The organism is Vitiosangium sp. GDMCC 1.1324 (assembly GCF_003044305.1).
GTDB lineage: Bacteria > Myxococcota > Myxococcia > Myxococcales > Myxococcaceae > Archangium.
In genome coordinates this window covers 320,951-333,037 of sequence record NZ_PZOX01000004.1, presented here as the reverse complement: position 1 = coordinate 333,037, position 12,087 = coordinate 320,951, and the positions used below count along the sequence as shown (strand labels likewise).

9 protein-coding genes are annotated in these 12,087 nt (G+C 68.8%); 2 read left to right on the top strand and 7 right to left on the bottom strand.

Translation table 11 applies throughout. The features are described from left to right. Window positions 1–75 precede the first annotated feature (75 nt). Window positions 76–1,893 carry a long-chain fatty acid--CoA ligase gene (locus DAT35_RS14075; protein ID WP_108067508.1) on the top strand — a complete coding sequence of 606 codons (1,818 nt, stop codon included), beginning with the start codon at window positions 76–78 and terminating at the stop codon, window positions 1,891–1,893. Window positions 1,894–2,054: 161 nt separating this feature from the next. Here DAT35_RS14075 and DAT35_RS14070 read toward each other — a convergent pair whose 3' ends face one another. From DAT35_RS14070 to DAT35_RS14045, 6 genes are all read right to left on the bottom strand, one after another. Further along, a complete protein-coding gene (locus DAT35_RS14070) occupies window positions 2,055–4,196 on the bottom strand; it encodes a prolyl oligopeptidase family protein (protein WP_108067877.1) in 2,142 nt (713 codons plus the stop codon). Between the two features lie 124 nt (window positions 4,197–4,320). Continuing rightward, the gene (locus DAT35_RS14065; RefSeq protein ID WP_108067507.1) at window positions 4,321–4,716 is read right to left on the bottom strand and encodes an HIT family protein; all 396 of its coding nucleotides are present in this window, start codon (window positions 4,714–4,716) and stop codon (window positions 4,321–4,323) included. 94 nt (window positions 4,717–4,810) lie between these two features. Beyond that, window positions 4,811–5,323, bottom strand: coding sequence for a TfoX/Sxy family protein (locus DAT35_RS14060; RefSeq protein ID WP_108067506.1), 513 nt, complete (start codon window positions 5,321–5,323; stop codon window positions 4,811–4,813). 24 nt (window positions 5,324–5,347) lie between these two features. Next, window positions 5,348–6,802: an amidohydrolase family protein gene (locus tag DAT35_RS14055; protein WP_158501695.1), complete on the bottom strand. Its 1,455-nt coding sequence runs from the start codon at window positions 6,800–6,802 to the stop codon at window positions 5,348–5,350. A gap of 97 nt (window positions 6,803–6,899) precedes the next feature. Beyond that, entirely contained in the window at window positions 6,900–8,240 is a 1,341-nt protein-coding gene (locus DAT35_RS14050) for a hypothetical protein (RefSeq protein WP_108067504.1), read from the bottom strand. Next, the gene (locus DAT35_RS14045; protein WP_369945646.1) at window positions 8,237–10,513 is read right to left on the bottom strand and encodes a hypothetical protein; all 2,277 of its coding nucleotides are present in this window, start codon (window positions 10,511–10,513) and stop codon (window positions 8,237–8,239) included. Before DAT35_RS14045 ends, DAT35_RS14050 begins: the two co-directional genes overlap by 4 nt. Window positions 10,514–10,843: 330 nt before the next feature. Here DAT35_RS14045 and DAT35_RS14040 point away from each other — a divergent pair, with 330 nt between their 5' ends. Then, the gene (locus tag DAT35_RS14040) at window positions 10,844–11,542 is read left to right on the top strand and encodes a M23 family metallopeptidase (RefSeq protein WP_233261469.1); all 699 of its coding nucleotides are present in this window, start codon (window positions 10,844–10,846) and stop codon (window positions 11,540–11,542) included. 24 nt (window positions 11,543–11,566) lie between these two features. On the opposite strand, the gene DAT35_RS14035 is transcribed toward DAT35_RS14040, so the two are convergent. Further along, window positions 11,567–12,040: a hypothetical protein gene (locus tag DAT35_RS14035; RefSeq protein WP_108067502.1), complete on the bottom strand. Its 474-nt coding sequence runs from the start codon at window positions 12,038–12,040 to the stop codon at window positions 11,567–11,569. Between the last annotated feature and the right edge of the window lie 47 nt (window positions 12,041–12,087).

Below are 12,087 nucleotides of genomic sequence, written 5' to 3'. Positions count from 1 at the left end.
CCGGGTTCTCAGGCACAGGGGGGGCCTTGTGACGAGACTGCCCGCCCAATCCTAGACCCCAAGGAGCCCGAATACATGGCGAGCCCCAAGTTCGAGACGCTGGTCGATGTCTTCCTGCAGAGCACGGCCCACTTTGGCCCCCGCAACCTCTTCGGTGAGAAGAAGAACGGACAGTGGACGTGGATGACGTACGCCCGCTTCGGGCAGATGGTGGATGACCTGCGAGGTGGACTGGCCCAGCTCGGCGTGACTCCGGGGGACCGGGTGGCGGTCATCTCCAACAACCGGCACGAGTGGGCCGTGGGCGCCTATGCCTGCTACACGCTGGGAGCTGCCTACGTTCCCATGTACGAGCAGCAGCAGGAGAAGGAGTGGAAGTACATCCTCAACGACTGTGGCGCCAAGGTGGTGTTCGCCGCCACCGACGCCATCGCCGCGAAGGTGAAGGGGCTCCAATCGGAGCTGCCCAAGCTGGAGCACATCATCCGCTTCACTGGCACCGAGCACGAGACGGACAGCTTCGCATGTCTGCTGCGCCGCGGCGCGGAGACGCCCGTGCCCGTCATCTCTCCCAAGGGCTCGGACCTCTGTGGCCTCATCTACACCTCGGGTACCACGGGCAACCCCAAGGGCGTGATGCTCAGCCACTCGAACCTGGCGCGCAACGTGGGAGCCCTGCACGACATCTTCCCCATGGCCTCGGAGGACAGCTCGCTGGCGTTCCTCCCCTGGGCGCACGTCTTCGGCCAGACGGTGGAGCTGCATGGCCTCTTCTCCATGGGCGCCTCCATGGGCATCGCCGAGGCGGTGGAGAAGATCATCGACAACCTGGGCGAGGTGAAGCCCACGCTGCTCTTCTCGGTGCCGCGCATCTTCAACCGCCTCTATGACGTGCTGCAGAAGCGCATGGCCACGGAGTCCCCCATCAAGCGCATGCTCTTCTCGCGCGGAATGGCGGTGGCGGCGCAGCGCCGGCAGCTCGCGGAGAAGAAGCAGAGCAGTGCGCTGCTGGACCTGCAGTACACCTTCTTCGACAAGGTCGTCTTCTCCAAGGTGCGCATGCGCTTCGGCGGCCGGCTGAAGTACGCCTTCAGCGGCGGCGCGGCCATCTCCCGCGAGGTGGCGGAGTTCATCGACAACCTCGGCATCACCGTCTACGAGGGCTACGGCCTCACCGAGACGTCGCCCATCGCCACCGCCAACTTCCCCGACAACCGGAGGATCGGCTCGGTGGGCAAGCCCCTGCCCGGTGTGCGCGTGGAGATCGACCGCACCGAGACCGGTGACCCCAAGCAGGGGGAGATCGTGGTCCACGGCCACAACGTGATGCTGGGCTACTACAACATGCCCGAGGAGAACGCGAAGTCCTTCACCGGCGATGGGGGCTACAAGACCGGCGACATGGGCTACCTGGATGACGAGGGGTACCTGTGGATCACCGGCCGTATCAAGGAGCAGTACAAGCTGGAGAACGGCAAGTACGTGGTGCCGGTGCCCATCGAGCAGGCGCTGCAGCTCTCGCCCTTCATCGTCAACGCGATGCTGCACGGGCAGAACAAGCCCTTCAACGTGGTCATCATCGTCCCGGACATGGAGTCGCTGAAGAAGTGGGCGGCGGAGAAGGGGCTGGACGCCTCGTCCATCCCCGAGCTGCTCAAGCGGCCTGAAGTGCAGCAGCTCTACCGGGAGCAGATCTCCGAGTACACCAAGGAGGCGAAGGGCTACGAGAAGCCGCAGCGCTTCCTGCTCATCAGCGAGGACTTCTCCGTCGCCAACGACATGCTGACGGCGTCGCTGAAGCTCAAGCGGCGCGGCGTGCTCAAGAAGTACGGCGAGGCGGTGGAGGAGCTGTACCGCGAGGCCGAGAAGAGCGGCGATACGCGCGCCGCCTGAGCCGTGCCCCACGTCTCTCTCCCCTCGGGAGAGGGACAGGGTGAGGGTATCCGGGTCCCGGGTTGTCTCCCGGGCCCTCCGGCCCTAGGGCCCAGGGGGGAGCCCATTCCCCTCACCCAGGCCCCCTCCCGGAGGACGGGAGGGGAGCGGTGACGCGGGGGTTACTTCGGCGCGGGCGCGGCGACCTTGCCGTCCACCGGCCGGTACTTCACGCCCAGCTCATTGAAGAGGAAGGCGTAGAGGTCCACCGACTCCTCGATGATTTGAGCCAGGGGCGTGCCCATGCCGTGGCCCATGTTGTTGGTGCGCAGCAGCACCGGGCGCTTGGAGCTCGTGGCCTCCTGCAGCCGGGCCACCATCTTGCGCGAGTGGAAGGGATCCACGCGCGGATCATTGTCTCCCGAGGTGAAGAGCACCGAGGGGTACTTCGTCCCGTTCTTCACGTTGTGGTAGGGCGAATAGGCCTGGAGCGCCTTGAACTGCTCGGGGTCCTTCACCGTGCCGTACTCGGTGACATTGAACTGGCCGTTGTTCGTGCGCTCCGAGCGAAGCATGTCGTAGAGGCCCACCTGGGCAATCACGGTGCGGTACATCTCCGGGTGCTGGGTGAGCGCCGCGCCCATCAGCAGGCCGCCGTTGCTGCCACCCTGGATGGCCAGGCGCTCGGGCTTCGTCCACTTCTTGTCCACCAGCAGCTTCGCGCAGGCGTAGAAGTCATCGAAGACGTTCTGCTTCTTCGTCAGCGAGCCGTTGGCGTGCCACTCCTCACCGAACTCGGAGCCGCCACGCAGGTTGGCGATGGCCACCACGCCCCCCTGCTCGATGAAGGCGAAGTGGCGCACGTTGAGGCCCGGGCTGAGGGAGATGTTGAAGCCGCCGTAGCCGGTGAGCAGCGTGGGGTTGTTGCCGTCCAGCTTCGTGCCTCGCGCGTGCAGGATGTTGAGCGGCACCTGGGTGCCGTCCTTGGACGTGCACATGACGCGGTCCACCACCACGTTGCTGGTGTCCACGGGCGAGGTGCGGCCCAGCGTCGTCTTCGTCAGCGCCCCGTCCTTCGCCGCATAGCGGTGCACGGTGAAGGGCTCGGTGTAGCTGCTGGTGGACAGGAGGATGTCGTCACCGCCCAGGGCCACCACGCCTCCCGCGGAGGAGACGGGCGGGGTGGGCACCACGCCCAGGTCCTTGCCGTCCAGGCCCACCATGCGCAGCTGCGAGGGGCCGCCGAGCTGCTCCATCACGTAGAGGCGCGTGGCGGTGGGGCGGAAGCCCTCGATGGCGGCCTTGCCCTCGGGGATGACGACGGTGGCCTTGTCCAGCGACGGCGTGGCGAGCGGAATCCGCAGCACCTTGCCGCGCGGCGCGCCCTTGCGCGAGAGCACGTAGAGCGCGCCGTCCTGCCCGAAGGCGCCGCTGTCGAGCTTGTCCTCGAACTTCGACAGCTGCGTCCAGGTGCCCGCCGGGCCGCGCAGGTAGAGCGCGTACTCGCCGCCGTCGCCGTTGCCCAGGATGGCCAGCACGTGCGCGCCGTTCTCGGACGTCCTGAGCGCGTAGTTGGCGATGCGCGGGGCGTCCTTGCCCAACTCGTAGGTGTCCTTGTCCGTCGGCGTGCCGAGCTTGTGGAAGTACACCTGCTGGTAGAAGTCGCGGTCCTCGGCCGGGCGCTCCTCGCCGCGCGGGTAGCGCGTGTAGAAGAAGCCCGAGCCGTCTCCATTCCACGCGAGGCTGCCGCCCGCGGTGCCGCCGTTCACCCGGGGGACCAGCTCTCCGGGCAGCGGCTTGCCGGTGGCCATGTCGTAGATGGAGACGTCACCGCTCTCCGTGCCGTCCTTCGACAGCGACACCGCCACCTTCTTGCCGTCCGGCGAGGGGACGAAGAAGTCGATGGTGGTGTGGCCGCTCGGGTCGAGCTCCACCGGGTCCAACAGCACGCGCGCCGTGGAGGGGTCCTCCAGCGAGGGCAGCACCACCAGGAAGGCCTGCTGCTTGGGCGGCTGGAACTTCATGGCGAAGAAGACGCCGCCCTTCTGGATCATCCCGGAGTGGGCCGGCGACTTGTGCGTCATCAGCGTGGTGAGGCGGGCGCGGATGGCGTCGCGCGAGGGCAGCTTGTCGAGCACCGCGCGCATGTGGGCGACCTCTCCGTCCACCCACTTGCGGACCTCGGGGTCGTCGCTCTTCTCGAGCCACTGGTACGGGTCGTCGACCTTCGTGCCGTGGTAGGTGTCCACCACGGCCTTCTTCGCCGCCACGGGCGGCGGGGGCACGGCGCTCTTGGCACCGGCCAGCGACGTCAGCGGCAGCATCAACGACAGCGCGGCGAGCGTCGGCTTCAGGCGTTGTTGCACGGAGTCCCTCGTGTATCGGGTTGAGGTGAGGGCCCGTAGCCTGCCACGCGTCGCCGCCGTCCGCTCGTCCCGCCGCGTCAGCTCACGTCCCGCCCCGGAGTCGCGCGGCCACCTTCGCCAGCTCGGCCTGGTCGGCGGGCGTGCCAGCGAGGGACGGTATTTCCGCCATGGAGTTGGTGGGGATGAGGTGCACGTGCGCGTGCGGCACCTCATAGCCGAGTACCACCTCCACCACGCGCTGGCACCCCGTGCGCTCCTTGAGCAGCCGCGCCACCGTGCGCACCGCCTGCGTCAGCGCCCCGTACGCCTCGGGGTCCATGTCGAAGAGATAGTCCCCCGCCACCTTGGGGATGACGAGCGTGTGCCCCGGCCTCAGCGGACGGATGTCCAGGAAGGCCAGGTGCCGGTCGTCCTCCCAGACCTTGTGGCAGGGAATCTCGCCTCGGACGATCTTCGCGAAGATGGTGTCTGCGGCCACGGTGCTGCCTCCGTTGAATGAAGAGGCGGCAGGATAGCGGCTGCCACCGGGGAGGGCGCCAGGCTCGTGCGCGAAGTGAGGCCAGGCGACAGTCTCAGGCGCGGCGCGAGGGCCGTGCCGTCTTCTTCTTCACCGGGGCCGGGGCCTTCTTCGCGGCGGGCTTCTTCGCCCGGGCCTGCTTCTTCGCGGGAGTGGACTTCGCCTTCGCCGGTGCGGGCTTCTTCGCCGCTGGGGGCTTCTTCGTGGGGGCGGACTTCTTCGCCGCGGGCTTCTTCTGCGCGGCCCGCAGGGAGGCGTCCACCGCGCGACGGGCCCAGGGCAGCAGCAGGTGGGCGTCGTCACTCGCGTCCGGCGGAGGTGTCCAGTACGACATGGTGACGGGCTTGCCCCTGCCCGAGTCGTAGACGAATGGCTCGCCCCCCGCGGACTCGAAGGCGGAGCGCGTGGTGTCATCCGTCTTGAGGTAGAGCCGGTCCTGGATGATCAGCCCGAACATCCTCCCGCTCGAGTACAGGCCCCATCCGCCGAACATGGCGCGCGCCTGCACCGGGCCGAGTGGCTCCAGCAACTCCAGCGTGTACTCCACGAAGCTGTCCATGCGTGCCATGCGGTGGTCTCCCGTTCCACTCCATCATGGAGCCTGGGACGCGGCGGTGGCCACGCTCTTCTTCGCCCGGGGCGGTGCGTTCGCCACCACGGCCGTGCGCTCGAGCAGCGCGTCCAGCTCGTCGCGCGGCAGCCAGTGTCCACGCACCATGACCCCCGCGATGGCGCGCGTGTTCTTCACGTCCTCCAGCGGATTGGCGTTCAGCAGCAGCAGGTCCGCGCGCTTGCCCCGGGCTACCGTGCCCCAGGTGTCCGCCTCGCGCATGAACTCGGCCGGGTTGCGCGTGGCTGCCTCCAACACCCCATAGGCGGGAATCCCCGCCGCCGCCAGTGCCTCCATCTCCCGGTGCACCGCGAAGCCCGCCACCATGAAGAGCTGCGGCGAGTCCGACCCCACCAGCAGCTTCGCCCCCGCCGTGTACAGCCCGCGCACCAGCTCGCGCCGCAGCTCGGCGAACCTGCGCTTGCGCTCCGTCGGCACTCCCTCCATCTGCGGGTCGCTCGAGGCCATCTGCGTCCACGCCGTCACCGCCGCCTGCGACACGTAGCGCAGCTCCGGACGCGAGCGCAGCGGCTCCGCGCCGTCGGGGCTCGTCACCGTCTCGAAGAGCGCCAGCGTCGGCGAGCTCCATACCCCCGCCTTCCTCGTGGCCTCCGCCAGCGCCGGGATGCGCGCCGCGTCCATCCGGTCCAGCGCCGCACCCACCTCCACCTGGCCCACCTCGGCCCTCGCGGGGTCGTTCTCCGGCAGCAGCTCGTTGAGGTAGCCGTCCAGGTGTTCAATCTGCTGTCCCGACTCCAGTGCGTGGAAGAGCCCCACGTCCGGTGTCACGTGGCCGCTCACCACGAGGCCCCGTGCCCGCGCCTCGGCCATCATCGCGTCGTACGTCTCGCGGCCGAGGGAGCCGTGCGTCTTCAGCAGGTCATAGCCCGCTGCCTTGTACTCGCGCACCCGCTGGCGCACCTGCTCCGGGCCCTGCACCGACCTGCCATGGAGCGAGGGGCCCGCCACGTACAGCGTGGGCCCGAGCACCTCGCCGCGCGCCACGCGGTTGCGCACCACGAGCGGAGTGTCCTTGGGACCGCCCAGGGCTCGCGCCGAGGTGACACCGTTGGCCAGCAGCAGCGAGAGCACCTGGCCCGCGGGGTCCTCGGGCTGGCCCGTGCCCGGAACCAGGTGCAGGTGCATGTCGACGAGCCCCGGCATGAGGTAGCGGCCCTGGCCCTCGACACGCACTGCGTCCGAGGGGACGGAGGTGGAGTCCGCGGGGCCGAGCGACGCGATGCGGCCCTTGCGCACCACCACGGTTTGATGGGGCAGCAGGCGCTCGGAGTCCATGGGGACGACGTTCACGTCCACGAAGGCCACCGTGTCTTCCGAGGGCCGCTCCGCGTCCACGGGCGGTGTGGCCGAGGTCGTGCCGCAGGCCGTCATCCCGAGTGCCAGGCTCAGGGCCACCCACCGTATCTCTCGCGTCATGTCGTGTGCTCCCCCAGGCCCGGTGCCACCCGGGCGGCGCCGCAACATCGATGCCTGCGGGCTTGTTCCCGAGGCAGGCGAGCATTGTCCCCTGCTTTCAGGCCCGGTGTCGCTCGGCCTCGCGGTAGAGCCGGGTGAGGGAGTAGTCCAGCAGCGACTGTCTCGAGCGCATGTAGTTCCAGGCCCGGACAAACGGCAACCACACGCGGTTGCCCACGAGCACCTGCGCCTCCATGAGCTTCTTGCGCGGTATCCACCTGCCGCCCAGGTTGCGCACGAGCACCTCGCCCAGGTACGCGCCAATGGCGGGCACCGCATGTGCGTCGATGTTCTCTCGCTGGAAGACCCTGGGGAACTCCTCGCGCCAGAAGTAGAAGTCGGCGTCCGTGAGCGACTCGGGCGTCGCGTCGAAGACGGAGGGCACCTGGGTGTGCAGCAGGGCCACGAGGTGCTCGGCGAGGTCGTCGTAATGCTCGCGAGCTCCTTCCGGGTCGTCCACGTCCGGGGGCAGGGCGGAGTCGGCGGGGCGCCACTCCTCGGGCTCGGGCGGTTGCCAGGCGTTGAGCTCGGCGATCCTGCGCTGGCGCTCGTGAATGGCGACGAGGTCCACCACGCGCGAGAGGAGTGGCGCCACGTCCGGGTGGAAGCGGGGCTCCACGGGGGCCAGCGTGGCGCTGCGCTCGAGCAGGGTGCGCAGCACGGTGTCGTAGTCCAGGTCCGGCCGGAGGTGCGCGTGGGCGCGGGCCTGAGCGAGCCGTGCCTCCTTGCTGGCGAAGTCCGTCACGGTGGGCCACGTCACCAGGAGGACGGAGCCGTTGGGGAGCTCCTCCACCCGCCAGGCCGGCGTGGACAGCACGCGCTCGCGGCCGACGCTCTCCACCAGCTTCGGGCCGAAGACGTTGAGCCAGAACACCTCGTAGATTTTGTCGAAACCGTCCCTTCGCGAAGTCTTGTCATCGCGGCCGAAGTAGGGAGCGCCAGACAACCCCCTGTCCGCCATACTATGGGCCATGGCGTAGGAGACCGGGTAGTGAGCGGCCCAGGCGCGCACCATCTCCACGAATTGGCGACAGCGTTCCATCTCCGCGAAGAAGGAGAGTGGCTTCACATTGAGATAGACGTCCAGCATGGGCGGAAGAGGTGGTAGGCAGATCCCGAGCGACATCTCCACCGCGGGCCACTTCGTGCGAAAGAGCCCACAATGGGTGTATCTTTCGCCGCCCCGCTCCTCCATGGCCTTCCAGACGGCGGCGCGGGCGTATTTCCGTTGCCGCTTGCTTTTCACGACGTCCGGCATCCACTCGCCCGCGTGCTTCTCGAGGACCTGAAGAAGGGGCTCCAGCGCGCTCTCTCGTGCCGCTTGTGGGTCGTAGGCACCGTCGAAGATGAGCAGGAGGCTGTCCTCCGGCTTCAAATCGTGCACGCTCAGCTTCTTCATTGGAACAAGACCTCCACTTCCGGAACCTCTCTCTCAATTGCGCGCGCGGCAAGCTCCAATCCGTCTACGTCCTTGGGTGTGAGTTCGCCGCCCTCGTAGATGAGGCGGACCCGCTGGACGGAAGCCTCGCTGCCCTCGCGGAGAAGGAGATGGAGGGATTCTCGGCGGATGTCCACGGTTTCGCCGTATTTCCGCAGAGCTTCCCTCGCGTCCTCTCTCATCTGCGTCTTCAAGGCCTCTGGCTCCAGCTGCGCGAGATTTCGACTCTTGAAGCTGAATGTCTCGACGCGAGGAGGCCTTCCGGCGAGCTCGCCCTCTTCGATGATGAGCACATCCGCGAAGCGCAGGCCGGTGCCCGGCTTCCACACGCCCACATACGTCTCGATGCGAGGCTTGTTGAAGTCCCCGAGAAAGCGGCGCTGCGCCCGAGGCAGTTCCGCGTCGGCCTGTAGCAGCCTCACCATGAAGCGCTCGAAGTCCAGCCCCCGGGTGAACCACCCCCACATCCTCTCGTAGGCCTCCCAACGCAGAGGCCCCTTGGCGGCCTTGCCCTGCTTGAGCTCCCCCAGGCGATTCTCGTAATAGGCGACGTATTCACCCCAACGCGGGTTGCCTTCAGCTCCGGGTGGCGAGGCATCGAGGGAGGGGCGCTGCTTCTCCAGCACCGCCACGTCCTTTGGCAGGCGAGGGCCCGTGGACTCGAGCTCCACCGCTGCGAGCCTGGCCTCCACCACCTCCTGGGTGAGACCCAGTTGCTCGTCCACCAGGGAGGCCAGACCCCCGGAGCGCTCCGCTGCACTGGCCCTCTTGAGGGTGGGACGTACGGCGTCGTCCGCCACGGTGGCCACTTCCCCAGAGCCCTTCCCCACCTCGCTCCGCACCGCCGAGGAGCCCGTGGCCCCGGGCCTGGCCCTGGACATCATCGCCTGCGCCCGGGCCACGTTGCCCCGGGCTTCATGCAGGGCCAGGGCAGCATCCACTCCCCCCACGGCCACGAAGTGGCCCGCCTCCCGGCTGGCTTGGATGTCCCGGGCCAGCTCCCGCAGGCCCTCCACGCCCAGCTGTGACTCCAACTGCCGCGCCATCTCCTTGAGGGCCGTCAAGCGCGGCTCCGGTAGTCCCAGCCCTCGCGCTCCTCCCAGTCCGGCGCCCGGGGCTCCTCGCACCTTGGACATGGCGTGCAGGCCCTTGCCTCCGGCGTACAGGGCTCCCAGCAGCAACGCGGGTGCCAACTCGCGCGCGGCCTGCTCGTACTGGCCCTGCGTCAGCGAGTACAATCCATGGCCCGAGCCCGCCAGCAGGTAGTAGGAGCCCAGCGGCACTCCAAACGTCATGGAGTCGAAGGTGCCCAGCGCCACGCTGCCCGGGGCGAAGTGTCGCAGCGCCAGGGCCCGCTCCACCTGCTCACTGGCCTGCTGGTAGGGTGGTGGCAATTGCGCCCGCCGCGCGGTCATCTCCATGTACCGGGTGCTGTCGCTCCCCGGGCTGGTGGAGAGCACGTCCCTGGCGGCGCGGCCCATGCCCCGCAGCACGTCTCCGGCCTGCTCGGCCCGCTCCGGGTAGCGCGAGAGCGGCATTCCTCGCTGCTCCAACTCCTCGCGCACCGACGGCATGAGGGCCAGCGTCTGGCCCAACAGTTTGTCCCGGGCCAGCAGTTGCAGCACCTCGTCCACTTCGTCGTCATGGGCCGAGTGCAGGACGAAGAGGGCGAACACCTCGGCGTGGATGAGGCCGTAGCGCTCGGTGGCGGTGGTGAGGAAGGAGGCCCGCTTGCGCTGGAGGATGTGGGCGGCGTCTTCGCGCACGGGCCCCAGGGCGCCCAGCCGCACCGCGTGCCAGTCGTCCAACGCCTCCACCAGCCGGGGCATGTCCACGCGCTGTTGCAACGCGACGAACTCGGCGGGCGAGGTGCACGTGAGGAAGGGGGCGAACAGTGCCTCCTGGTCGCCGGAGGAGAAGTCGGGCCAGCCCGGGGGCACGGCCTGTCCTCCGCAGGTAAGAGGGCCTTGGGTCGTAGCCCCCGCGCTCGCCATGGCGACGGACGAGCCCGGTCCACGAGCGCTCCGGCGGCGGTGCAACCGCTCCTGTCCACCCGGCTCGGTGGAAGAGAGCGCGAGATGCGTCTGGAGTGGTGGCGTACCGGCCGCCGTCTCTCGCAACGCGGACATGGGGCCGCTCCCGCCGGGCGGCGGAGTCATCGTGGCGCAGCCCGTGGTGAGCAGCGCCACCCCCAGCAGCAGTGCCAGCCCGGTGGCGGCGTTCAGGCGCTTCACATCGTTCCGCCCTCCAAGCGTGGCCAGGGCCACGCGGCACGGGCCGACACGGTCCTTCGTGACAAGGCACCTCCCGTTGACGTGCGCTCGGTCTTCCTTCGCCACGGGGGACGCTCCCTTGAGAGGCACCATCGCTCTAAAGGATAGCTCCGCCTGCCCGCCTGCCTGCCGCCCGGGACCAGCGGCCAGGCAGCGGAGCCAGGCTGGATTTGGAATAGTAGGGGAGCACTGCGTCGTTTTCGCGCGGCCCCCACTATGATCCTGCCTACGCTCTTCCTTCTCGCTTCGGCTCCGGCAGTTCCCCCCGCCCGCAACACCGTGGCTCCCGAAATGGGCGTCCCCTTTGCCTGTGGCCGTGTGTTCCCGGTCAGCCAGGGCCACGACACGGGCAGCCACCTGCAGAACGACACCTATGCGTGGGATTTCCGCATGCCCATCGGCACGCCCGTCGTCGCCGCGGAGGAGGGGGTGGTGCGCATGGCTCGCGGTGACAGCACCCAGGGGGCCTGCGACCCGAAGATGGCTCAGTCCGCCAACTACGTCGTCATCACGCACTCGGGCGGCGTGGAGACCCAATACCTCCACTTCAGCGCCGTCGTGGTGAAGCCCGGCGACCAGGTACACAAGGGTCAGCTCATCGGCTACTCGGGCAACACCGGCTGGTCCTGCGGCCCCCACCTGCACTTCAAGGTGGCTCGCACGGAGGGCTCCGGGTGGAACAACCCCTCCGTTCCCGCGCTCATCGCCGGTTACGGCGACCCGGTGCGCGATACCCTCATCGCCGCGCCCGCGTGCGGCAAGAACCAGGACATGCCGGTGATGGCCGCCAGCGACCCGGCTCGCGCCAACCTGCCGCTCGCTCCCACCCCGGCCCTGCCGAACGACAACCAGCAGGCCGCCGGTGGTATCCCCCCGGGTGCCAAGGCCGTGCTGGAGCAGGTCTCTCGGACGGCCTCCGAGGCTGCTCCGAAGCGCCAGGAAGCGCCTCAGGTCCAGGCCTCGGACGACGGCTCGGGCGGCTCCCGCTAGCGCCGCCGCTCGACTGGACGCCGTTCACTTCCGAGGGCCCGACAGCACCAGGGTGATGGAGGTCGCGGTGGTCACACCGCCGCAGCGCGTGAGGCGTTGGGCCTCGAGAGAGACCTCGAGCCCCTCCTGTTTCACGCCGCCGCTCCCACTGCTGAAATTCAACGTGGAGGTGCAGGCGTCATCGGATGGCAGTGCGCACGACCTGTTCCGCAGGGTGAAGGTGCGCGCGCCGACCATCTGTCCCTGGAAGTCGCAGCCGAGTCCCACGAGCTCCAGCGTCAGGGCCTCCCGCGAGGTGCCGGCCTGGAGCACGAGCGTCTCGCCCGTCGGGCTCGAACTCGAGACGCCATGGACGATGGTGGTGAGGTTCCCCGTGACGTTGTAGGTGCCGATGAGCTCGCGAGGAAGCGCCGGTGTCGAGTCCTCCTCCACTTCCGAGCCGCCGCAGGCGGACACGAGGAGACACGCGGACAGGGCGATGGTGGAGGGAAGGCGCATGGGAGGCGGACTCCAGGCAGGCGCGCCCGGGTGGGTGGGGTGGGGTC

What these genes read in the sequence shown, in the direction of transcription:
- DAT35_RS14075 (WP_108067508.1), top strand. Translation starts at nt 76, where the DNA reads ATGGCGAGCCCCAAGTTCGAGACGCTGGTCGATGTCTTCCTGCAGAGC.
- DAT35_RS14070 (WP_108067877.1), bottom strand. Translation starts at nt 4,196, where the DNA reads ATGCTGCCGCTGACGTCGCTGGCCGGTGCCAAGAGCGCCGTGCCCCCG.
- DAT35_RS14060 (WP_108067506.1), bottom strand. Translation starts at nt 5,323, where the DNA reads ATGGCACGCATGGACAGCTTCGTGGAGTACACGCTGGAGTTGCTGGAG.
- DAT35_RS14055 (WP_158501695.1), bottom strand. Translation starts at nt 6,802, where the DNA reads ATGACGCGAGAGATACGGTGGGTGGCCCTGAGCCTGGCACTCGGGATG.
- DAT35_RS14050 (WP_108067504.1), bottom strand. Translation starts at nt 8,240, where the DNA reads ATGAAGAAGCTGAGCGTGCACGATTTGAAGCCGGAGGACAGCCTCCTG.
- DAT35_RS14040 (WP_233261469.1), top strand. Translation starts at nt 10,844, where the DNA reads ATGGGCGTCCCCTTTGCCTGTGGCCGTGTGTTCCCGGTCAGCCAGGGC.
- DAT35_RS14035 (WP_108067502.1), bottom strand. Translation starts at nt 12,040, where the DNA reads ATGCGCCTTCCCTCCACCATCGCCCTGTCCGCGTGTCTCCTCGTGTCC.